The following is a 22,255-nucleotide window of genomic DNA, read 5'->3' on the forward strand; positions in this document are numbered from 1 at the left end:
GTTGCCACGGGGTGTGGCGCAGCTTGGTAGCGCGCGTCGTTCGGGACGACGAGGCCGCAGGTTCAAATCCTGTCACCCCGACGCATTGTCTTGCGGGAGTCGACTACAGGTCGGCTCCCGCAAGACAATGATCGCGGTGGCTACCGGGCCCCCAGCGCCCGAGGCTCCGCACGACGCGAAGCGGCGTGTGGAGTGGCCCTGGGGCGCACCCCGACAATGCGCGATGGGGCGCACCCCGACCATGTAGCAAGATCGACCATGTAGATCTGACGGTGTCGTCGCCCCCTCCCGGAAGGATCCTGATGGCCACCCCTCCCCGCCTGGTCGCGTTCGACCTCGACGACACCCTGGCACCCTCCAAGAGCTCGATCGACCCGCGTATGGGCGATCTGCTCGTGGCCCTCGCCGAGCGCGTCGATGTGGCGATCATCTCGGGCGGGCAGCTCGCGCAGTTCACGATGCAGGTCGTCGACCGTCTTCCCGAGACCTCCGCCGACACACTCGCGCGGCTGCACCTGCTTCCGACCTGCGGGACGCAGTACTACCGGCTCGGGGCGGACGGCATCGACACGGTCTACGCGCACTCCCTGACCGACGACCAGAAGCAGCGTGCCCTCACCGCCGTCGAGGAAGAAGCCAAGCGTCTCGGGCTCTGGGAGTCCGAGCCCTGGGGTGAGATCCTCGAAGACCGCGGCTCGCAGATCACGTTCTCAGCGCTCGGTCAGCAGGCGCCCGTTGACGCCAAGATGACCTGGGACCCGACCGGCGAGAAGAAGAACACGCTCCGGGCGGCGGTCGCCGCTCGCCTGCCCGACCTCGAGGTGCGCTCCGGCGGGTCGACCTCGGTCGACATCACCGCGCGGGGGATCGACAAGGCCTACGGGATGCGCCAGCTCGCCGATCAGACCGGCATCCCGCTCGATGACATGCTCTTTGTCGGCGACCGCCTCGATCCGGACGGGAACGACTACCCGGTCTTGGCGATCGGCGTCGCCTGCCACGCTGTCGAGGGCTGGGAAGACACCGCCGAGTTCCTCGAGGGGTTCATCCCGACGCTGCCTACTCCGTCGGAGCGGTGACCGTCGCGTAATACCCGCGGATGTGGTCGTTCACGGCCGCGCGGGCGGCGTCAGCCTGTCCCTGCCCGATGAGGTCGACGATGCGGTGATGCTCGTGCCGCAGGCGGGCCGCCGCGCCATCCCAGTCGGTGATTCGACGGATGCCGCGCGCCACATATCCTTCGATCGCGTCGCGCAGTCCGCCCATCATGGCCACGGTGACGCCGTTGCCCGCGGCCTCGGCGAGCGCCAGGTGAAGCTGGGCGTCGAGGGCGACGAACTCCGCCGGTGTCAGCGACTCGTCATCCATCGCCCCCAGCACGCGGTGCACGTCAGCGAGGTCGGCGTCGTCTGCGGCGGCGAGGTCTGACACGACCGCCGACTCGAGCGCGATACGGGTGTCGACGACATCGTCGATCGCGAAACTCTGCGCCGCCAGCTGCAGCCGTAGCAGGGCCGACATCCCGCCGGTCGGGGTGCCGATGATGATGGCACCGGCGGTGGGTCCCGAACCCGTGCCGGTACGGATCAGTCCCATGACTTCGAGCACCCGCAGCGCCTCACGAACGCTGGACCTGCCGACACCGAGGGTCGTCGCCAACTCGCGCTCGGGCGGCAGGCGGTCGCCGGGACCGAGTTCTCCGCTCATCAGATCACTCTCGATCCGATCGAGCACGATCCGCCAGGCCTTGGCCGGGCATCCGTCACAGGCACTCCTTCGTCCGCCTCAGGCTACCGAGTGGTCTGACCACCGCCAAACGCGCGCGCGGGATGACTGCGCGAAACCGTGCCTCCGACGCTAGCGTGGGGGCATGGATCCCCTGCTCATCGTCCTCGGCATCGCCGCCGCCGTCTCGGTCTTCTGCTGGGTCGCTTCGCTCATCACGAAGGACACGTCGTGGGTCGACCGGCTGTGGTCGGTCGTTCCGGCGGTCTACGTCTGGGTGTTCGCGATCGCGGCACTCGTGTCCGGCGAAGAAGCGACGCGGCTGATCGTCATGGCGATCCTCGTCACCGCGTGGGGTGCCCGCCTGACCTTCAACTTCGCCCGTAAGGGCGGCTACACCGGCATGGAGGACTATCGCTGGGCGATCCTGCGGGGCCGGATGGCACCCTGGCAGTTCCAGCTGTTCAACATCTTCTTCATCGTGCTGTACCAGAACGCGCTGCTCGTGCTGATCTCGCTGCCGGCGCTCATCGCGTGGCAGAACCCGACCCCCTTCACCGGGTGGGATGCCGCGTTCGCCGTGCTGTTCGCCCTGTTCCTGATCGGAGAGTTCATCGCCGATCAGCAGCAGTGGGACTTCCACAAGGCCAAGCAGGCAGCCGGCGGGACACTCGAGCCGGGCTTCCTCACGACCGGCCTGTGGCGCTACAGCCGTCACCCGAACTTCTTCTTCGAGCAGGCGCAGTGGTGGGCCCTCTACGGGCTGGGCGCGACAGCCGCCGTCACGGCGGGCGCGGGCCTGTGGGGCGGTGTCGTCAACTGGACGGTCATCGGAGCGGCGCTGCTGACCGTGCTGTTCATCGGCTCGACCGTGTTCACCGAGTCGATCTCGGCATCCAAGTACCCGGCCTACACGCAGTATCAGCGCACGACGTCAATGCTCGTGCCGCTGCCGACCCGGCAGCGCGCTGCGGAGGCTAACGCCTGAGGCGTGGCCTACGCCGGCGCCTCAGCGACTCAGCGACCGTCGATCCGGCCGCCGGATTCGCGGAGGTAGCACTCCGCGCACATGGACTCGTACGTGACCCGCTCGGTGGACAGTTCGTCGATGGCTACCTGATCGCCGCTGAAGACAAACCGCCCACCGACCAGACGCGCATTGAAGATCGCTTTGCGGCCGCAGCGGCAGATGGTCTTGAGTTCCTCGAGCGAGTGCGCGAGTTCGAGGAGACGTCTCGAGCCCGGGAACGCCTGCGTGCGGAAGTCGGTCCGGATGCCGTAGGCGAGCACCGGGACCCCGTCGAGCACCACGATTCGCAACAGATCATCGACCTGCTCGGGGGTGAGAAACTGCGCCTCATCGATGAGCAAGCAGGCGACATCCGTACGACGGCCATCGGCTTCGGGCACGAGCGCTTCGTTCTCCCGGCGCACCAGCTCACCGCGGTGGTGCGCGAACAACGCCCGAAGATCCGCAACCGGCGGGATGAGGAAGTCCACCGAACGGGTCACGCCGAGCCGGCTCGAGATGTGATCGGCTTCCTTCGTGTCGATCGCGGGCTTGGCCAACAGCACGTGCTGACCGCGCTCCTCGTAGTTATACGCCGCCTGCAGGAGAGCAGTCGACTTTCCGGAGTTCATCGCTCCGTAGCGGAAGTACAGCTTGGCCACGATCGATCTCAGCTCAGCGGAGGGGCGGCGATTACGCCTTCAGGGCGAGACTGCTCGCGGTGTGGGCGAGGCTCTGCCGCGCGGCATCCGGGTCGCCGTTGAGATGCCCCCCGTAGCTCGGAATGAGCTCACGAAGCGTGCCCTCCCAGTCCCCGATGCGGTCGGGGAAGCTCGACTTCAGGATGTTCAGCATGATCGACACCGCCGTCGAGGCACCCGGGGAGGCGCCGAGAAGACCGGCGATCGTGCCGTCGGCCGAGCTGACGACTTCGGTGCCGAACTGCAGCACGCCACCCTTGTCGGGATCCTTCTTCATGACCTGCGCCCGCTGACCGGCGTTCAGCAGGATCCAGTCATCGTCCTTGGCGGTGGGCATGAAGGTGCGGAGGCTGTCGACCTTGCGCTTCTTGCTCTTCAGCAACTCCCCGACGAGGTACCGGATGAGGCTCGGGTTATCGATCGCGACCTTCAGCATCGGCCACAGGTTGCCGGGGCGAACCTGGGCAATGATGTCGAAGATTGAGCCGCGCTTGAGGAACTTGGGACTGAACGTCGCGAACGGGCCGAACAGCAGCGAGGTCTCGCCGTCGACGACGCGGGTATCCAGGTGCGGCACCGACATGGGCGGCGCACCCACGGATGCCTGCGAGTACACCTTCGCGCGATGCTGCGCGACGAGGCTCGGGTTGCTCGTCTTCAGCCACTGCCCGCCGATGGGGAAGACCCCGTAACCCTTGATCTCGGGGATGCCGGACTTCTGCAGGAGCTTGATCGCCCATCCTCCCGCGCCGACGAACACGAAACGCGCTCGCGTCTTACCCGGCGTACGACCGACCTGGTTGCGCCACGACACCTCCCAGGTGCCGTCCTTGAGCTTCTTCAAGCCGGTCACCTGTCGGTCGGTCACGACCCGTCCGCCCCGATGCTGCAGGTTGTCGAACAGTTGCCGCGTGAGGGCGCCGAAGTCGACATCCGTGCCTGCGGGAACGCGGGTCGCCGCGAACGGCTCGTCGCTCGCGAGTCGCTTCTGCATGAGCAGCGGCGCCCACTGGTTGATGACGCGGGAGTCCTCGCTGTACTCGATCCCGGCAAAGAGCGGCTGCGTCTTCAGGGCCTCGTAGCGACTCTTCAGGTATGCGACATCCTTCTCGCCGCGCACGAAGGTCATGTGCGGGGTCGAGTTGATGAAAGTCGACGGTTCGTCCAGGATGCCGCGCTCGACCAGCGATGCCCAGAACTGGCGGCTGAGCTGGAACTGCTCGTTGATCGAGATCGCCTTGGCGGGGTCGACGCTGCCGTCGGCCGCTGCCGGCATGTAGTTGAGCTCACACAGAGCGGCGTGGCCCGTGCCGGCGTTGTTCCAGGCGTTCGAGCTCTCGAGGGCGACATCGCCCAGGCGCTCATACACCTCGATGGTCCAGTCGGGTTCGAGTTCGGAGATGAAGGTGCCCAGGGTGGCGCTCATCACACCGCCACCGATCAGCAGGACGTCGACGGGTTCGGTCACCGGATAAGTCTACGGGCGACCGAGCAGACGTCTCGACGTCAAGAGATCTCGGTACCTCAAACCTGCGAGCGCGGACGCCCGCCGATGCTCAGACGCCGGCGCCCAGGCGCGCAGCGACGAGCTCGGCGATCTGCACGGCGTTGAGCGCAGCCCCCTTGCGGAGGTTGTCGTTGCTGATGAACAGCACGAGGCCCTTGCCCTCGGGAGCCGACTGGTCGGCACGGATGCGTCCCACAAAACTCGGGTCCTTACCGGCGGCCTGCAGGGGGGTCGGCACCTCGTCGAGCCGGACACCGGGAGCGGCGGCCAGGAGCTCGCGAGCGCGCTCGGGCGTGATCTCACGCGCGAACTCGGCGTTGATGCTCAGCGAGTGGCCGGTGAACACGGGGACGCGCACACAGGTGCCCGCCACCCGGAGTTCGGGCAGCTCGAGGATCTTGCGGCTCTCGTTACGAAGCTTCTTCTCTTCGTCAGTCTCGTTGAGACCGTCATCGATGAGGTTGCCGGCGAAGGGGATGACATCGAACGCGATCGGTGCGACGTACTTTTCGGGCTGCGGGAAGTCCACCGCGGATCCGTCGTGGACGAGGCGCAACGTGTCGCCCTGCGCGAGGACGCCCTCCACCTGGCCGAGCAGTTCCTGCGCACCGGCAAGTCCCGAGCCGCTGACAGCCTGGTACGTCGAGACGATGAGGCGCTCGAGCCCGGCGTCGGCATCCAGCACCTTCAGCACCGGCATCGCAGCCATCGTCGTGCAGTTGGGGTTGGCGATGATGCCCTTGACAGCCTCGCCGATCGCGTGCGGGTTGACCTCGCTCACGACCAGCGGAACCTCGGGGTCCATCCGCCACGCGCTGGAGTTGTCGATCACGGTTGCGCCGGCGGCGGCGAAACGCGGCGCATGTGCGCGGCTTCCCGTCGCACCGGCCGAGAACAGGGCGATGTCGATGCCCGCGGGGTCGGCCGTCGCCACATCCTCGATGATGACGGTGTGACCGCCGAACTCGACCGCGCTGCCCGCGGATCGCGCGGTAGCGAACAGTCGAAGCTCACCGATCGGGAACGAGCGCTCCGCGAGAATCTCGCGCATGACGGTCCCGACCTGGCCGGTGGCGCCGACGACGGCGACGGAGAGTCCTGAATCGGAGATGCGGGTCATGGAGGTTCCTCGGAGATGAAAGCCTGTGCGGGCGGAGCGCCGAACCCGACGATTCTACCGAGCGCCGGGAGGATGGACGACGTGAGCTATCGGGACCTCGGACGCGAACTGTCCAACTGGGGTCGGTGGGGCACGGACGACGAGCTCGGAACACTCAACCTCGTGACCCCTGAGCGACGCATCGCCGCCGCGCGCAGCATCCGTCACGGCATCACGCTCGATCTGTCGCTGCCACTCGACGAGAACGGTCCCCAACGCGCGGTCGGCGCTCGCGGCAATCCCGTTCACGTGATGACACGGCTACCCGGCGCACCGGCGTTCCCCGGCGGCTTCCAGTACGTCGACGACGCCATGTTCCTCCACCTTCAGGCAGCGACGCAGGTAGATGCGCTGGCCCACGTCGCCTACGACGGGATGCTGTACAACGGAGTGACGCTGGACTCCATCACCGCGGCGGGTGCGTCGAGGCTGGGCGTGCAGAACCTTGCGGGGCATATCACCGGCAGGGGCGTACTCCTCGACATTCCGCGCTCGCAGCGACGGACCGCGCTCGATCCGCACGAGCCGATCACGAGTGAGGACCTCGAACGGGCTGAAGCATACGCGGGGGTGACGGTGGGTCCCGGAGACCTGCTCCTGATCCGCACCGGCTGGCTCGCGACGTTCACGGACCGCCGCGACCGAGAGACGTTCTTTTCATCCGAGCCGGGGCTGGCGCTGGAGACCGCGCGCTGGCTTCACGAGCGGGACATCGCGTTCGTCGGCGCCGACACCTGGGGAGTGGAGGTCGCACCCTCGAGGTCCGGCGACACGATGCCGCTCCACTGTGTCCTTATCCGCGACCTGGGAATGCCGCTCGGAGAGATGTTCGTCCTCGACGAGCTCGGCACGATGGCGCACCGACTCGGCCGGGCAGAATTCCATCTATCCTGCGCCACGTTGCAGGTAACGGGCGGAGTAGGTACGCCGGTGAGCCCGATCGTGACCTTCTGATCGAGCGCGCTAGCGGCCAGTGCCGGCGTAGACGGTGGCGGCGCTGTCGCCATCGAGCCCGTAGGCGGTGTGCACGACGCGGGCAGCCTCGGCGATATCGGAACCGCGGAGAACGACCGAGATTCGGATCTCGGAGGTCGAGATCATCTCGATGTTGATTCCGGAAACGCTCAGTGCCTCGAACAGCGTCGCTGAGACTCCGGAATGGGTCCGCATCCCGGCGCCAACCACCGAGAGCTTCCCGATCTGGTCGTCGTGAACGAGGCTCTCGAACCCGACCTCGCTCTGATCGGCAGCGAGCGCCTTCAGCGCCGGAGCGGCATCCTGCTTGGGAAGCGTGAAGGAAATGTCGGTGCGCCCGGTCGCGGCCGCCGACACGTTCTGCACGATCATGTCGACGTTCGCCCCCGACTTGGCGACGATCTTGAAGATCTCGGCGGCCTTACCGGGAACATCCGGAACGCCGATGACAGTGATCTTGGCCTGGCCGAGGTCGGTGGCAACCCCCGCGACGATGGGTTCTTCCATGGTGACTCCCTCCGGAGCATCGGGACGGGACTGACCCGGACCCAGGACGTAGGTGCCTTCGCTCGAGCTGAACGTCGAGCGGGCGTGGATGAGCACGCCGTGACGGCGCGCATATTCGACCGCGCGAATGTAGAGCACCTTCGCCCCGTTGGCCGCGAGCTCCAGCATCTCTTCGCTGGAGACGACATCGAGCTTGCGCGCCATCGGAACCACGCGCGGATCCGCGGTGAAGATGCCGTCCACGTCGCTGTAGATCTCGCAGACGTCTGCTTCGAGGGCGGCGGCGAGCGCAACGGCTGTCGTATCCGATCCGCCGCGGCCGAGGGTCGTGATGTCGCGGGTGTCGCGGTTGAAGCCCTGGAAGCCCGCAACGATGACGATCGCTCCCTCGTCGAGCGCCTCACGCAGTCGGATCGGTGTGACATCGACGATGCGGGCGGCGCCGTGCGTGGCATCCGTGATCATGCCCGCCTGGCTCCCCGTGAAGGAGCGCGCTTCGAATCCCATCGACGAGATCGCCATCGCCAGCAGCGCCATCGAAATCCGTTCGCCGCTCGAGAGGAGCATGTCAAGTTCGCGCGGCGCGGGAATCGGTGCGACCTGGCTAGCGAGATCGAGAAGCTCGTCGGTCGTGTCGCCCATCGCGCTGACAGCGACGACGACGTCGTGGCCGGCGCGGCGGGTGTCGACGATCCGCTTGGCGACGCGCTTGATGCTCTCGGCGTCGGCAACCGACGATCCGCCGTACTTCTGGACGATCAGCGCCACATGCAACTCCCGGGATGACAGGCTCGGATGCCGAACCCAGCGACCCATTCTACGGAGCCGCTCATGCCGACCACGCCATGAGCAGCGCACAGCGAACGCGCCGCCGCGCCCGCATAGGGTGGAGGGAGCCATCCGTGACGATCTGGGAGCCTCTCGCCATGCCACGCCGGCGCCGCCTACCGAATCCGTTCGGCCGATTGCTGCGCGCCCCCTCTGACCCGCATCCGGGCACCGAGGCGCTGCCGATCGTCGACGACGCGACCGCCGTGCGCATCCTCGACCTTGCCGTGCGCCTGGGCGAGACGATGCTGGTCACGGGAGCCCCGGCATCCGAAGTGACCTTCGCAATCGTGCGCGCAGCCGAAGCGTTCGGGCTCCACCCCGTGCACATCGACGTCACCTACAACTCGATCACGGCGGCCTACCACCGCAGCGGCGAAGATCGACCGATCACCCTGCTGCGCGTCGTGCGAGCTGCAGCCCCCGACTACGAGAAGTTGCTGCGCCTGCAGGCCCTGTTGAGCGAGATCACGGCCGGACTTCCGCTGACGGACGCCCGCGCCCGCCTCACCGAGATCAGACGCACGCCCTTCTCTCATCGACCGATCGTCGTCATCGCGGCGCAGGGCCTGCTCGCCGTCGGCGTCGCCGTCATGTTCGGCGGCAACCCCGTCGTGACGGTGCTCGCGTTCTTCGCCGCCGCCCTGGCCGCGCTCACGCAACTCGGCCTCTCTCGGGCGCGCGTGCCGTTCTTTTTCAGTCAGATCACCGCCGCGGCAGTCCTCACCCTGTTCGCCTCACTCGCCCCCGCCCTCGCGGCAACCGGGCTGCCGGGGGCCGCCGAGGCACGCCCCTCGGTCGTCGTCGCCTCGGCGATCGTCCTGATGCTCGCGGGGCTCACCGTCGTCGGCGCCGCCCAGGACGCGATCGACGGGTTCGCACTGACGGCCTCTGGACGCATCCTCGAGCTGATGACCCAGACCCTCGGCGTTGTCATCGGCATTCTGGTGGGACTCCAGGTCGCGAGCCTCGTGGGCCTCGCCGTCGATCCCCCAGCGAGGCCCTCCCCCTGGGCGCCGTCCCGCTGCAGTTCCTGGGAGCGGCACTGATCGCTGTCTCGGTCGCGGTCATCAACGGCTCGGGGATGCGGATCATCCTTGTCAGTGCGGCGCTGAGCGTGGCGGCGTGGACGGCCTACCTTCTCGCCACGCTCATCGGTCTGGACACCGCGGCAGCGAGCGGCGTCGGGGCCCTCGCGGGCAGCTTCATCGGAATCCTGCTGGCCTACCGGCTGCACGTGCCGTCGGTCGCCGTGACCGCGGCGGCCATCCTGCCGATGGTCCCCGGCGCCATGGTCTTCCGCGGCCTGCTCACGCTCGTGCAGTCGGGTGAGGACCCGGCTCACATGCTCATCGGCTTCGGAACTCTCGTGAACGCAGGGGTGATCGGTGTGGCCCTCGCCGTTGGCGCGTCACTGGGTATCTATCTCGGCCAACCGGTGCGGGCGACGCTCACCAGCGTCATGAACGCTCGCGCACGCTTCCGCCTCTGACTGCTCCCGTGCACGGCGCCGCCCCGGGCTCAGACCGAGCGGCGCCCCTCGAACGCACGGCCGAGCGTGACTTCGTCGGCGTACTCGAGGTCACCGCCGACCGGCAGACCCGAGGCGAGTCTGGTCACCGTGATCTGCAGAGTGTGCAACAGGCGTGACAGGTAGGTCGCGGTTGCCTCACCCTCGAGGTTGGGGTTGGTGGCGAGGATGACTTCCTGCACGGTGCCGTCGGCCAAGCGCTGCATGAGCGGAGCGATGCGCAGGTCGTCGGGGCCGATGCCCGCGATGGGGCTGATCGCACCGCCGAGGACGTGGTACAGACCACGGAACTCACGGGTCCGCTCGATCGCCGAGACGTCCTTCGCATCCTCCACGACGCAGATCAGCGTCTGGTTGCGGCGGGGGTCGCGGCAGATTGCGCACCGATCCTGCTCCGACACGTTGCCGCAGATCTCGCAGAACCGAACCTTCTCGCGTACCTCGGCGAGCAGTTGCGAGAGTCGCGACACATCGAAAGTCGGGGTCTGCAGGATGTGGAAGGTGATCCGCTGCGCCGACTTGGGTCCGATCCCGGGAAGGCGACCGAACTCGTCGATGAGGTCTTGGACGATGCCGTCGTACATGCTCAGCCGAACCTCGTGGCAGACGCGTGCGGTTCCTCACGGATGAATCGCGCCCCCAGCAGCTGCCGTACAACCGCCTCGCCGTAGCGCTGGGCCCCGTCGGGGGCACGCGCGATCCGCTGCGCGATGACCGGCGCCTGATCGGGAGCGACATCCAGATCCATGGGCTCGGCGTCATCGTCGTCGGCTGGCGGCTCGTCGGCGGTGATGACTTCCCCCTCGCGGGGAGTCGGAAGATGTGCGCCGAAACCGGCCGGCGCATCTTCGGGTTCGTCGTCGACAGCGAGAGAGGGCGCGAGAACCGCGGTCGGAGCCTCGGATGACGGGATCGGGGCAACCGCCCAGTCCGTCACGGCGGGAGCCGCGGACGCGGCTGTCGTTCCCCCACGCGGCTGCGTACCTGCGCTACCGCGGGGCTGCGTACCTGCGCTCCCGCGGGGCTGTGCATCTGCGCTCCCGCGGGGCTGTGCATCTGCGCTCCCGCTCCCTGCAGCCGCGCCTCCGCGAGACTGGGGCGCGGGGGGTGGTCCGGCAGGACCCGATCCGCCGCCCGGTCCGTCGTCCGAGGGGTCCGCCGAGCCCGGGGCGCCAGACGCGGGGTCGTGCTTCGCGAGATACTTCACCCGGATCCCGAGAACCCGCTTGATCGCCGTGCGAAGATCCTCGCTCGGTCCGGCGCCGGCAAGAAGATGCTTGAACTTGGCGACGTCGGACGCGTTCGCAAAGGTGAGGGTTAGGACATCACCGGAGAAATCGGCAACTGTCGCGACCGACACCAGCAGCCACGACGAGCGGCTGATGCCCTCAAGCGCGGCGAGCACCGCGGCCCACCGCTCACGCACGAGATCGAGCGTCACGGGCTCGGTCGGCGGCTCGGGCACCGGCTCGGCAGCCGGAGCACTGGCCTCCGGGGCAGGAGCGGGAGTGCTCACGGCGGCGGGAGCCGGAGCAGCGGCGGGAGGCGTGGGAGCCGGAGTGGTCGCGGCAGCCGGACCGGGAGTGGTCGCAGCAGCCGTGGCGGCCGAAGCAGGAGCAGCAACGGCAACCGGCGCTCCGCTGGCAACCGGCGCCGCGGGCTCCAGCGCGAGAACGCGCGCGCACATCAGCTCGAGCTGCAGTCGCGGTGACGTGGCTCCGGTCATCTCGTCGAGCGCGGCGACGACGACATCCGCTGAGCGAGAGAGTCGCTGCGCGCCGAACCGGTCGGCCTGCGCGGCCATGCGCTGCAGGTCCTCGGGTGAGGCACCGCGCAAGACTGCCGCGGCACCGTCCCCGGTCGCGGCCACGACGATGAGATCGCGCAGGCGCTCGAGGAGATCATCGACGAACCGGCGTGGGTCCTGACCGGTCTGCACGACACGGTCCACAGCGGCGAACACGGCACCCGCGTCGGATGTCGCGAGGGCGTCGACGATCTCGTCGAGAAGCTCGGCGTGCGTGTACCCGAGAAGCGCAACAGCGCGCTCATAGGTGACAGCGCCCTCCGAGCCCGCGATGAGCTGATCGAGCAGCGACAGCGTGTCCCTCGGAGAACCGCCGCCGGCGCGCACAACCAGGGGCAGCACGCCGGGGTCGACAACAACGCCCTCGCTCTCGCACAACGACCCGACGTATTCGAGCATCGCTGCCGGCGGCACCAGGCGGAACGGATAGTGGTGCGTCCGCGAACGGATCGTGCCGATGACCTTCTCGGGCTCGGTCGTCGCGAAGATGAACTTGACGTGATCGGGCGGCTCTTCGACGAGCTTGAGCAGCGCGTTGAAGCCCTGGGGCGTCACCATGTGCGCTTCGTCGAGGATGAAGATCTTGAACCGGTCGCGCGCGGGAGCGAAGACCGCACGCTCGCGCAGATCGCGCGCGTCATCGACACCGTTGTGGCTGGCCGCGTCGATCTCGACGACATCCAACGACCCCCCGCCGCCGCGTCCGAGCTCGATGCAGCTTTCGCACTCGCCGCACGGCGTATCCGTCGGTCCCTGGGCACAATTCAGGCACCGGGCGAGAATGCGCGCCGAGGTCGTCTTGCCGCACCCACGGGGTCCGGAGAACAGGTAGGCGTGCCCGACGCGATCGCCCCGCAGCGCGGTCATGAGCGGCTCGGTGACCTGACTCTGCCCGATCATCTCGCCGAACGCCTCGGGGCGGTACCGGCGGTACAGGGCGGTGGTCATTCACCCAGCCTAGAGCGTGGTCACGACATCGGGTCAGCGGCCTGCGGCAGCTGCTCGGGCACGTTCTCCGAGGCCTCAGGGGAACCCACGATCGGGATCGAGGTGGTGACAACCGGCACGGATGCCGACAGCAGCGACCCGTCGTCACGAGTGACGTCCGCGAACTGGCGAATCGAGGGACGTCCGGGAATCACGGGGCCCTGATCGGCAAGCGGGATCATGAGCTCCTGCTCGGGGTCCACGACGTACCGAGCACCGCGCACGGCGAACTCGACGGCCTCGCCCGGGCCTGCGGCAACCCACATCCGATCCCGGCCAATCGTGACCTGGAGCCGGGTGCCCTTCCAGTGGAGAGTGAACGACAGCTCCGGCCAGTCGACGGGCAACCGCGGATCGAACGTCAGCTCACCGAAATGGTCACGCATTCCGCCGAACCCGCTGACCAACGCCGTCCAGACACCACCGGCCGAGGCGACGTGAACGCCGTCCGAGGCGTTATGGTGCAGGTCGCCGAGGTCAACGTAGATCGACTCGAGGAAGTACTTCAGCGCGAGATCCTGGTAGCCGACCTCTGCGGCAAGGATCGACTGCACGACGGCTGACAGCGTGGAGTCACCCGTCGTCAGCGGATCGTAGTACTCGAAGTCGGCGAGCTTCTCTTCGGTCGTGAAGTGATTGCCCTGCAGAAACAGCGCCAGCACGACATCCGCTTGCTTGAGCACCTGGTAGCGGTAGATCACGAGCGGGTGGAAGTGCAGCAGCAGTGGCCGCTGATCGGACGAGGTGTTCTCGAGGTCCCAGACTTCCTTCTCGAGGAAGACAGCATCCTGCGGATGGATGCCGAACGCATCGCTGAACGGGATGTTCATCGCCTCGGCAGCGGCCTCCCAGTCTTCGACCTCGTGCTCCCCAGACCGAGGCGATCCACCATGAGGCGGTACTCCTCCGGAGCGTCCAGGGCCATGTCCCGGAGGGTGTGAGCGGCAAAGCGCAGGTTGAACCGCGCCATGACGTTCGTGAAGAGGTTGTCGTTGACAACCGTGGTGTACTCGTCGGGGCCGGTGACCCCGTGGATGTGGAACGAACGCTCCGAGTCCACCTCGTTCTCACGCCAGAACCCGAGGCTCGCCCACATCCGGGCGGTCTCGACGGCGATGTCGACCCCCTCGCGGTAGAGGAACTCGGTGTCTCCGGAGGAGCGCACATACTTCGCCAGCGCAAAGCTCACGTCGGCATTGATGTGGTACTGCGCGGTACCGGCGGCGTAGTAGGCCGAGGCCTCTTCGCCGTTGATCGTGCGCCACGGGAACAGCACCCCGGCCTCGTTGAGCTGCCGAGCCCTCCGTCGCGCCGCCGGAAGCATGAGGTACCGCATCCGCAGCGCGTTTCGCGCCCACTGCGGGGTTGTGTACGCGAGGAAGGGCAGGACGTAGATCTCGGTGTCCCAGAAGTAGTGACCTGAGTACCCCGATCCCGATACACCTTTGGCGGGAACCCCGAGTCCGTCAGCGCGCGCGGCGGCCTGTGCCAGCTGGAACAGACACCAGTGCGTCGCCTGCTGCAGGTCTTCGTGCCCGCCGATGCGGACGTCCGAACGCTCCCAGAACGCATCGAGCCACTCACGCTGCCGCACGAAGAACGTATCGACACCCTCGGCTCGAGCCCGGTCGAGGGTCCGCCGACAACGGTCCACGAGCTCGCGCGACGGAACGCCTCGCGAGGTGTGGTAGCTCACGAGCTTGGTGACCGTGACCGGCTTACCCGCTTTGGCCCGGACGCGGAACACGTTCTTGGCGATGTCGGGCTCGATGAGGGTGCGCGGGTCGTACTCGTTGTCGGTGTCGATGATGTGATCGGCCACGACCGCGATCGTCATCTCGGACGAGGTCGCCTTGTACGCGAGCGCGGACCGCATACCGTCCTGCCAGTACTCCTGAGGTTGCAGGACACGTTCGTTGATCCGCTCCGCGCGGCGCGGGTCGAACCCCGCCTTCTTGGGGGCCACCGGCGTGCCGCCGTAGACGTCTTCGCCATCTTGCCGGTTGATGATCTGGCAGCTGATCGTGACGGGAGCGTCGGAGTTGAGCACCGTGACGGTCTGCCGCAGGATCGCGAGGTGCTTCTCTTCGAACGAGACGAGGCGCTCATCCTCGACGAGGACCTCCTTGCCCGACGGGGTGACCCAGTGGATGCGGCGACGCATGACGCCGTCGCGCATGTCGAGCACGCGCTCGTACTCGCGCACGTCGGCGATATCGAGCGAGAGCGGCTCGTCGTCGACGTAGACCCGCATGATCTTGGCATCCGGGGCGTTGATGATGGTCTGGCCGACCTCGGCGAAGCCGAACGCCTGCTCGGCATGCCGAATCGGGAAGACCTCGTGGAAGCCGTTGATGAAGGTGCCGTGCTCGTGCGCGTGCCGGCCTTCGGGATTGTTGCCACGCAGTCCGAGATAGCCGTTGCCGACGGCGAAGAGCGTCTCGGAGACACCGACCTCGTCGTGCGAATAGCTCGTCTCGACAAGCCGCCACGGGTCGACGGGATAGCGGTCGCGATCGATCACGCGGACTCCTCCTTTTCGGGCGCGGGAGCAGCGGTACGGATGCCGGCACCATCGCCGGCCAGGAACTCGTCGAGGTCAGCGACGACGACGTGCGCGCCTGCGTCTCGGAGAACCTCAGCCCCGACGCCGCGGTCGACGCCGACGACGAGGGCGAAGCCTCCCGCCGCCGCCGAACGCACTCCCGACAGGGCGTCTTCGACTGCCGCACTGGATGCAGGCTCGACGCCGAGCATCGCGGCGGCCTCGACGAACACGTCGGGGGCCGGTTTGGATGCCAGCCCGTCGCGCTCGGCGATGACGCCGTCCATGATCACCTCGAAACGGTCGATGATCCCCGCGGCGGTGAGGACCTCCCGCGCGTTCTTGGAACTGGAGACCACGGCGATCCGGGTCCCGGCATCCCGCAGCACGTCAAGCAGTGCGAGCGAACCCGGATAGGGCGCGATGCCTTCGCTGCGCAGCACGCTCTCGAAGACTGCGTTCTTGCGGTTGCCAATGCCGCACACGGTATCGAGCTCCGGCGCGTCAGTGGGCTCGCCCCAGGGAACCTCGACGTCGCGGCTCCACAGCAGGCTCGCGACGCCGTCGTAGCGCTTCTTGCCGTCGAGGTGCTCGAAGTAGTCGCGCTCGGTATATGCGGGCGTGATGTCCCACGCCGCGAAGAGCTTCTCGAACATCACCTGCCACGCGTGCATGTGCACTTCGGCGGTCGGGGTCAGCACCCCGTCCAGATCGAAGAGCACCGCATCGAAGGCGGTGAGATCGGGAAGAGCGTCGGCCACAGGAAACCTCCTGGCGGGTGGGGGTGTCACAAGCGTTTGCACGAAGCGAGCGCGCAGGGTCGGGTACGGCTGACGCCGTGGTGCAAGCGTAGTAGTTCGGCCGTGCCCCAACGCTGGTTTGCGAGCGCTCAGCGCTGCGCAACGCCGAGAGTTTGCCGGGCGATCTCGAGTTCTTCATTCGTCGGCACCACGAGCACCGTCACGTCCGACGCATCGGTCGAGATGCGACGGATGCCACGTTCGCGCCGCTCATTGCGCTCGGGATCGATCTCGACCCCCGCAAAGCCGAGGGTCTCGAGGGCTGCCGCGCGAATCACGGGCGAATTCTCGCCGACACCGGCGGTGAAGGAGATGACGTCCACGCCGCCGAGCTGCGCGAGGTATGCCCCGGCATAGGTGCGCAGCCGGTGAATGTAGACATCGAACGCAAGCGTTGCCGCCTCATCGCCATCCTCGCGGCGCTGTTCGATGTCGCGCATATCGGAGGCTCCCGCGAGACCCAGCATTCCCGAGCGCTTGTTGAGCAGATCATCAAGATCGTCGATCGAGAGCCCCGCGCGCCGCGCGAGCTGAAACACGATGGCCGGGTCGACATCACCCGAACGGGTGCCCATGACAAGGCCCTCGAGGGGCGTGAGTCCCATGGACGTGTCCACGGACCGACCACCCTCGATCGCCGCGGCGGAGGCGCCGTTTCCGAGGTGGAACACGATCTGTTTGAGCTCACCGAGCGGACGGCCCACGAAGGCGGCTGCCGCTTCGCTGACGAACTTGTGCGAGGTGCCGTGGAATCCGTACCGGCGCAGGCGGTGCTGTTCTGCAAGTTCCCTATCGATCGCGTAGGTGTAAGCAGCGGGGGCCAGCGTTTGGTGGAACGCGGTGTCGAAGACGGCAACGTGCGGAATCGTCTCGAACGCTTCCTGTGCGGCGCGGATGCCCTGCACGGCCCCCGGGTTGTGCAGGGGCGCGAGAAGCGACAGGTCCTCGATGTTGATGAGTACGAGCGGGGTGACCAGCGTCGGCTCGAAGAACCTCGCGCCACCGTGCACGACACGGTGCCCCACGGCCACCGGCGGGTTGTTCTGCAGGGAAGGACCGTGTGCGGCGAAGGCGTCGAGCATCACCTGGAACCCGGCAGTGTGATCGGGAATCGGCAGGTCCCGCTCGGAGGTCGCGCTCACGAACGTCGGGGCGGGCTCATCCGGGGAGAACTCCGCTGCGGTGACGGTGTGACGAGAGTGGCCGCCCTCCTGGCCGATCCGTTCCACCAGACCCGACGCAAGCACCGCCTCATTGTCCATGTCGATCAACTGGTACTTGAACGACGAAGAGCCGCTGTTCACGACGAGGACAACGCTCATGCGGTGGTCCCTTCCTGTTCGCTGGATGCCGGAGCTGCGAGGTCCGCGTCAGCCTGGGCCTGAATCGCGGTGATCGCGATGGTGTTGACGATGTCGTCGACGAGCGCGCCGCGCGACAGGTCGTTGATGGGCTTGTTGAGCCCCTGCAACACCGGCCCGATCGCGACGGCGCCCGCCGAGCGTTGCACTGCCTTGTAGGTGTTGTTGCCGGTGTTGAGGTCGGGAAAGACGAACACTGTTGCTCGCCCGGCGACGCGCGAACCGGGCATCTTCGCCGCGGCAACTGCCGCATCCGCTGCAGCGTCGTACTGGATGGGGCCTTCCACGAGCAGTTCAGGCGCCCGGTCGCGAACGAACGCCGTGGCAGCGCGCACCTTCTCGACATCCGCCCCCGAGCCCGACTCCCCGGTGGAGTACGACAGCATCGCGACACGGGGGTCGATGCCGAACTGGGCAGCAGTCGCTGCGGAAGAGACGGCGATGTCGGCGAGTTGCTCGGCTGTCGGATCGGGGATCACGGCGCAGTCGCCGTAGACGAGCACCCGGTCGGCGAGCGCCATAAGGAACACGCTCGAAACGACAGAGACCCCCGGCTTGGTCTTGATGATCTCGAACGCCGGACGGATGGTGTGCGCTGTCGTGTGAGCTGCGCCCGAGACCATGCCGTCAGCCAACCCGAGGTGGACCATCAGGGTTCCGAAGTACGACACGTCCGTGACCGTGTCGGCTGCCTGATCGAGTGAGATCCCCTTGTGGGCCCGCAGGCGCGCGTATTCCTGCGCGAACTGCTCGACGTAGGTGGGATCGAAGGGGCTGATGATCTGCGCGGCTGACACGTCGACGCCGAGCTCGGCAGCTCGGGTGCGGATCTCACCCTCGTCGCCGAGGATCACGAGGTCGGCGATGCCGCGAGCCAGAACTGTCGCGGCGGCCCGGATGACGCGATCGTCGCTGCCCTCGGGAAGCACGATCCGCCGCCGATCCGAGCGCGAGCGCTCCACCAGCTGGTACTCGAACATCAGCGGGGTGACGACCGTCGAGCGGGCGAGACCGAGAGACCTGCTCAGCATCGCGGTATCGACGTACTGCTCGAACATCGCCAGCGCGGTGTCGTAGCGCCGCTGGGATGCCGCAGCGAAGCGCCCCCGTGTGTTGATCACTTTAACGGCGGTCTCGAAGGTGCCCTCGTCGGTCGCGATGATCGGCAGGTTGGAGGCAACGCCGTCCATGAGCCTGTCGATCTGCTCGGGCAGCGGGAACGGTCCGTTGAGCAGGATGCCCGAAATTGACGGGAACGTGCCCGAGGTGTGAGCGAGCAGCGTCGCCAAGAGAACCTCGGTGCGGTCGGCGGGGATCATCACGATGGCGCTCTCGCTCAGCCGCGGCAAGACGTTGACCATCGACATCCCCGCGATCACGACACCCAAGACCTCGCGCGAGAGGAGTTCCTCATCGCCCTTGATCAGCGTGCCGTCGATCGCCGCCATGACCTCGCGCATCGTGGGGGCCACGAGGAACGTGTCTTCGGGAATGGCCCACACCGGGACGACCCCGTCGGACGTCACATGCTCGGGCTCACGCGCGTGGTCGATGACCCCGCGCACCGCCGCGGTGACGTCGTCGACGCGCTCCGGTTCGGCGCGATTGACGATCACCGCCAGCAGCCCTGCCCGCCCGTGCGCGAGCTCCGCCAGCGCGAGCGCGGTGATCTGCCCGATTTCCTCGGGGGTGCGCGCGGGCGAGGATCCGAGCTTCTCCGCCTCGCCGGATCGCCCGCTCATCACGAGCAGGACGGGCGCGCCGAGGTTCGCCGCGATCCGGGCGTTGTACCCGAGCTCTGCGGGAGAGCCGACATCCGTGTAGTCGCTTCCAATGATCACGACGGCATCGCACTGCGCTTCGACGGCCTTGTACCGCTCCACGATCGTGCCGAGGGCCGCGTCGGGATCCGCACGCACCTCGTCGTAGGTCACCCCGATGCAGTCCTCGTACGGGAGGTCGACACCATCGTGCGCGAGAAGCATCTCGAGGACGTAGTCGGGTTCGACCGTCGAGCGGGCGATCGCTCGGAAGACACCAACGCGCGGTGTGGCGTGGCTCAGTGCATCGAGCACGCCGAGAGCGATGGTGGACTTGCCGGAGTGACCTTCTGCTGAGGTGATGAAGATGCTCTGCGCCACGACTTCAGCCTAGGCGCGTCCGCCGGGACCCCGCAGGGCACATCCCGGGGAAAACCCGTGGGCCCGGGGATGGTCGTGCCGCCGTCTCGCTGCGGTCGCGTGGGCATGAAAAGACTCTCCGCGCACCCGGCAGAGCCTGGTTACCCTTGCTACGTTTCCGTCCTGGGGGAGTTGGCCTGGATGCCGCCGCGCGGAGAGCTGCCCCCAGTCTACCCATTCGCCCGGCGGGGATTCGCGGCTTCCTCCCAGAGCCGCACCCACTCGGCCAAGGTTACGATTGTGCAACGACCGACGATGCGCCGTGTATCCGACGAGGCGGCGCGCGCACAGGCGGAGGGGGTCGGCATGACCGAGAGCGTCATCAGCGAGGACCGGGCTACCGCACAGGCCCCACACGCACCAACACCTCTGGCTGTGGAGCGCTTCGCCGAGATCACCGACGCGGTTCTGGGCGCGATCACCTCCGTCATCGATGGCAAGCCCGACGCGGCACGCAGTGCACTCATCTGCCTCCTGGCAGAGGGGCACCTCCTCATCGAAGACGTCCCCGGCGTCGGAAAGACGATGCTCGCGCGGGCCCTCGCAGCATCCATCGACGCCGCGGTGCGCCGCATCCAATTCACCCCCGACCTCCTTCCCGGCGACGTCACCGGTGTCTCGGCGTTCAACCCCGTCGAGCGCGAATTCGAGTTCAAGCCCGGCGCCGTCTTCGCGAACATCGTCATCGCCGACGAGATCAACCGCTCCTCCCCCAAGACCCAGTCCGCGCTGCTGGAGGCGATGGAAGAGCGGCAGGTGACCGTCGACGGGCACACGCACCTCGTCCCGCATCCGTTCTTGGTCGTGGCAACCCAGAACCCGTTGGAGATGGAGGGGACCTACGCGCTGCCGGAAGCCCAGCGCGACAGGTTCACGATGAGAATCTCGATGGGCTATCCGGATGCGCGCGCCGAGACACTGATGCTTCGCCAGCGCGAGACGGTCAACCCGCTCGAGTCGGTGCGACCAGTGGTCACCACCCACGAGGTGGCCGATCTGATCGTGACGGCTCGACACGTCCACGTGGCGCCGGCGATCGAGGAGTACACGGTCTCTCTTGCCCAGGCGACCCGCAGCCACTCCGACCTGAAGCTCGGCGCAAGCCCGCGAGCGACACTGCAATTGGTGCGTGCCGCCAAGGTCGCGGCAGCTCTGGAGGGGCGCTCCTTCGTCATTCCCGATGACATCACCGGACTCTTGCACCCCGTGTTCGCCCATCGCCTGATCGCGACCCGGGCGGCAGGCGGCGCCCATCACGGCGAGGCAGCCGTGGCAGCCGCCCTCGACCAGATAGCGGCCAACGCCCGGGTCCCCCTCGCCTCCCGGCGGTGACATGCGCAGGTGGCCATTCACGCTTCGGGGCACCGGCGCCCTGACGCTCGCCATCGCCTCGTTCGTGATCGCGGGCGAGACGGGAGTCGTCGAGCTGATGTTCTTCGGCGTCCTCATGGCGGTCCTGGTCGCCGCCAGTCTCGCGTCGCTGTGGTTCCGCGGGGCGCCGACCGCGACGCCGCGAAGAGTCGTGCCCGACGTCTCGACAGCGGGCAAACCCACGACAGTGACAGTCACGCTGCGACCGCCGTCGCGGATGCTGGGCAGGTCGGGACAGTGGCGCGAGGACGCCGACGCGGTGTTCATCGGCGAACTCGAGGGCGACCTGTCCTGGAACGGCGCTGATCGTGCCGCGACGGTCACCTACAGCGTGATACCCAGCACACGGGGCATCTACTCCCTGGGTCCGTTGCGGGTCGTCACCGAGGACCCGTTCGGACTTGCCCGTCGCGCGGTCCGCGTGCTCGATGCGGTCCCGGTGCGGGTCGCGCCTGCGCAGGTCGAGGTTCCGGCACTGCGGGCGATGACCGCGACCGCCGGCGGCGCGATCCACGCCACCCACACGCAGCGGGGGCACGGCGTCGACAATCTGCTGGCCCGCCCGTACCAGGCCGGAGACTCGATGCGCCGCATCCATTGGCGTGCTTCTGCTCATCATGACGGGCTCATGGTTCGCCAGGAAGAGAACGAAGCGGCCCCGGATGCCGTCGTCGTCATCGACCTGGACCAGGCACGCTGGGGCGAGGGAGCCGCGACGGCGCCCGGGCAGGACCCCGCCTTCGAGGCAGCCGTCGCGACCACCGTCTCGGCTGTCGCGCAGCTTTCGCACGACGGCTATACGGTCAGCGTGCTCGATAGCGACGGCACACCCCTGCACGAGCCGATTGAGCCGGGCGAGAGAGCGCTCCTGGATGCGTTCGCCGCGCACTGCGCCACGATCGTCGCGGGGGCTGGGCACAGCATCCATGACCTGCCGCGCGCTTTCGCTCGTGTCGGAAGCGGTCCGATCGTGATGATCACCGGCACCGTGTCGGAGGCCGACGTCGCTGCTCTCGCTCCCCTCGGCGCGCACACGACGCTGCCGGTTCTGCTGGCCACGGATGCCAGCCCGGAAGCCTTCGATCGGGCGGCGGAGTTGGGGTGGCGTGTTCAGGCCGTCCGCGTCGGACCGGAGATGCCCGGCTGGTGGGACGATGCGCGCGATCAGGGTGTCGCGCGATGAGCTGGTCGACGCGAGGGCGGGCTGCCCAGAGAACCCGTCGCCGAGGAGCGCGAAGCGGACGCGCCGATGCGCTACTGAC

At 67.6% G+C, this 22,255-nt stretch carries 17 protein-coding genes, 1 tRNA gene, 1 other RNA gene and 1 pseudogene; 8 read left to right on the forward strand and 12 right to left on the reverse strand.

What is annotated here, in order from left to right:
• The first annotated feature begins 7 nt into the window (after positions 1–7).
• Both IT882_RS12310 and IT882_RS12315 read left to right on the forward strand, forming a co-directional pair.
• Positions 8–81, forward strand: a tRNA-Pro gene (locus tag IT882_RS12310).
• Positions 82–302: 221 nt separating this feature from the next.
• Positions 303–1,079, forward strand: coding sequence for an HAD-IIB family hydrolase (locus IT882_RS12315; RefSeq protein WP_195692094.1), 777 nt, complete (start codon positions 303–305; stop codon positions 1,077–1,079).
• On the opposite strand, the gene IT882_RS12320 is transcribed toward IT882_RS12315, so the two are convergent.
• On the reverse strand, positions 1,060–1,734 hold the full coding sequence (locus IT882_RS12320) for a FadR/GntR family transcriptional regulator (protein WP_324253887.1): 675 nt from the start codon (positions 1,732–1,734) through the stop codon (positions 1,060–1,062). The two genes, IT882_RS12315 and IT882_RS12320, sit on opposite strands and share 20 nt — an antisense overlap.
• A 136-nt stretch (positions 1,735–1,870) precedes the next feature.
• On the opposite strand from IT882_RS12320, the gene IT882_RS12325 reads away from it, so the two are divergent.
• Positions 1,871–2,713, forward strand: coding sequence for a DUF1295 domain-containing protein (locus tag IT882_RS12325; RefSeq protein WP_195692096.1), 843 nt, complete (start codon positions 1,871–1,873; stop codon positions 2,711–2,713).
• 29 nt (positions 2,714–2,742) lie between these two features.
• Here IT882_RS12325 and IT882_RS12330 read toward each other — a convergent pair whose 3' ends face one another.
• The 3 genes from IT882_RS12330 to IT882_RS12340 form a co-directional block, all read right to left on the reverse strand.
• Positions 2,743–3,396 (reverse strand): thymidine kinase, encoded by a 654-nt coding sequence (locus IT882_RS12330; protein ID WP_195692097.1) that lies wholly within the window; start codon positions 3,394–3,396, stop codon positions 2,743–2,745.
• 31 nt (positions 3,397–3,427) lie between these two features.
• Positions 3,428–4,903, reverse strand: coding sequence for a malate dehydrogenase (quinone) (gene mqo / locus IT882_RS12335; protein WP_195692098.1), 1,476 nt, complete (start codon positions 4,901–4,903; stop codon positions 3,428–3,430).
• 88 nt (positions 4,904–4,991) lie between these two features.
• Complete coding sequence (locus IT882_RS12340) at positions 4,992–6,062, reverse strand: aspartate-semialdehyde dehydrogenase (RefSeq protein ID WP_195692099.1); 1,071 nt, start codon at positions 6,060–6,062, stop codon at positions 4,992–4,994.
• Between the two features lie 81 nt (positions 6,063–6,143).
• Between IT882_RS12340 and IT882_RS12345 the strand changes: the two genes are divergently transcribed.
• Positions 6,144–7,055 carry a cyclase family protein gene (locus tag IT882_RS12345; protein WP_229382109.1) on the forward strand — a complete coding sequence of 304 codons (912 nt, stop codon included), beginning with the start codon at positions 6,144–6,146 and terminating at the stop codon, positions 7,053–7,055.
• Between the two features lie 9 nt (positions 7,056–7,064).
• Here IT882_RS12345 and IT882_RS12350 read toward each other — a convergent pair whose 3' ends face one another.
• On the reverse strand, positions 7,065–8,351 hold the full coding sequence (locus tag IT882_RS12350) for an aspartate kinase (protein ID WP_195692101.1): 1,287 nt from the start codon (positions 8,349–8,351) through the stop codon (positions 7,065–7,067).
• A 134-nt stretch (positions 8,352–8,485) separates the two neighbouring features.
• Here IT882_RS12350 and IT882_RS12355 point away from each other — a divergent pair, with 134 nt between their 5' ends.
• Both IT882_RS12355 and IT882_RS16655 read left to right on the forward strand, forming a co-directional pair.
• Positions 8,486–9,460: a threonine/serine ThrE exporter family protein gene (locus IT882_RS12355; protein WP_229382110.1), complete on the forward strand. Its 975-nt coding sequence runs from the start codon at positions 8,486–8,488 to the stop codon at positions 9,458–9,460.
• A gap of 35 nt (positions 9,461–9,495) precedes the next feature.
• Positions 9,496–9,903: a threonine/serine exporter family protein gene (locus IT882_RS16655; RefSeq protein ID WP_229382111.1), complete on the forward strand. Its 408-nt coding sequence runs from the start codon at positions 9,496–9,498 to the stop codon at positions 9,901–9,903.
• A gap of 29 nt (positions 9,904–9,932) precedes the next feature.
• Here IT882_RS16655 and recR read toward each other — a convergent pair whose 3' ends face one another.
• The 7 genes and pseudogenes from recR to ffs form a co-directional block, all read right to left on the reverse strand.
• Positions 9,933–10,526 (reverse strand): recombination mediator RecR, encoded by a 594-nt coding sequence (gene recR, locus IT882_RS12360; RefSeq protein ID WP_195692102.1) that lies wholly within the window; start codon positions 10,524–10,526, stop codon positions 9,933–9,935.
• Between the two features lie 2 nt (positions 10,527–10,528).
• The gene (locus IT882_RS12365; protein WP_195692103.1) at positions 10,529–12,697 is read right to left on the reverse strand and encodes a DNA polymerase III subunit gamma and tau; all 2,169 of its coding nucleotides are present in this window, start codon (positions 12,695–12,697) and stop codon (positions 10,529–10,531) included.
• A gap of 20 nt (positions 12,698–12,717) precedes the next feature.
• Positions 12,718–15,260: pseudogene (locus tag IT882_RS12370) on the reverse strand (glycoside hydrolase family 65 protein).
• A complete protein-coding gene (locus IT882_RS12375) occupies positions 15,257–16,042 on the reverse strand; it encodes an HAD family hydrolase (RefSeq protein ID WP_195692104.1) in 786 nt (261 codons plus the stop codon). Before IT882_RS12375 ends, IT882_RS12370 begins: the two are co-directional and overlap by 4 nt.
• Before the next feature lie 128 nt (positions 16,043–16,170).
• Positions 16,171–17,403, reverse strand: a complete 1,233-nt coding sequence (locus tag IT882_RS12380) for an acetate kinase (RefSeq protein WP_195692105.1) — start codon at positions 17,401–17,403, stop codon at positions 16,171–16,173.
• Positions 17,400–19,583 carry a phosphate acetyltransferase gene (pta, locus tag IT882_RS12385; RefSeq protein WP_195692106.1) on the reverse strand — a complete coding sequence of 728 codons (2,184 nt, stop codon included), beginning with the start codon at positions 19,581–19,583 and terminating at the stop codon, positions 17,400–17,402. Before pta ends, IT882_RS12380 begins: the two co-directional genes overlap by 4 nt.
• Positions 19,584–19,689: 106 nt before the next feature.
• Positions 19,690–19,786, reverse strand: an RNA gene (gene ffs / locus IT882_RS12390) — signal recognition particle sRNA small type.
• A 142-nt stretch (positions 19,787–19,928) separates the two neighbouring features.
• Here ffs and IT882_RS12395 point away from each other — a divergent pair.
• The gene (locus tag IT882_RS12395) at positions 19,929–20,954 is read left to right on the forward strand and encodes an AAA family ATPase (RefSeq protein ID WP_195694362.1); all 1,026 of its coding nucleotides are present in this window, start codon (positions 19,929–19,931) and stop codon (positions 20,952–20,954) included.
• A gap of 1 nt (position 20,955) precedes the next feature.
• Complete coding sequence (locus tag IT882_RS12400; protein ID WP_195692107.1) at positions 20,956–22,176, forward strand: DUF58 domain-containing protein; 1,221 nt, start codon at positions 20,956–20,958, stop codon at positions 22,174–22,176.
• Positions 22,177–22,255 lie beyond the last annotated feature (79 nt).

This window comes from Microbacterium schleiferi, assembly GCF_015565955.1.
In the GTDB taxonomy this organism is placed as follows: Bacteria; Actinomycetota; Actinomycetes; order Actinomycetales; family Microbacteriaceae; genus Microbacterium; species Microbacterium schleiferi_A.

Coding starts and splice junctions, on each gene's coding strand:
- IT882_RS12340 (WP_195692099.1), bottom strand. CDS start 6,062: ATGACCCGCATCTCCGATTCAGGACTCTCCGTCGCCGTCGTCGGCGCC.
- IT882_RS12395 (WP_195694362.1), top strand. CDS start 19,929: ATGACCGAGAGCGTCATCAGCGAGGACCGGGCTACCGCACAGGCCCCA.
- recR (WP_195692102.1), bottom strand. CDS start 10,526: ATGTACGACGGCATCGTCCAAGACCTCATCGACGAGTTCGGTCGCCTT.
- IT882_RS12380 (WP_195692105.1), bottom strand. CDS start 17,403: ATGAGCGTTGTCCTCGTCGTGAACAGCGGCTCTTCGTCGTTCAAGTAC.
- IT882_RS16655 (WP_229382111.1), top strand. CDS start 9,496: ATGCGGATCATCCTTGTCAGTGCGGCGCTGAGCGTGGCGGCGTGGACG.
- IT882_RS12400 (WP_195692107.1), top strand. CDS start 20,956: ATGCGCAGGTGGCCATTCACGCTTCGGGGCACCGGCGCCCTGACGCTC.
- IT882_RS12365 (WP_195692103.1), bottom strand. CDS start 12,697: ATGACCACCGCCCTGTACCGCCGGTACCGCCCCGAGGCGTTCGGCGAG.
- IT882_RS12315 (WP_195692094.1), top strand. CDS start 303: ATGGCCACCCCTCCCCGCCTGGTCGCGTTCGACCTCGACGACACCCTG.
- IT882_RS12325 (WP_195692096.1), top strand. CDS start 1,871: ATGGATCCCCTGCTCATCGTCCTCGGCATCGCCGCCGCCGTCTCGGTC.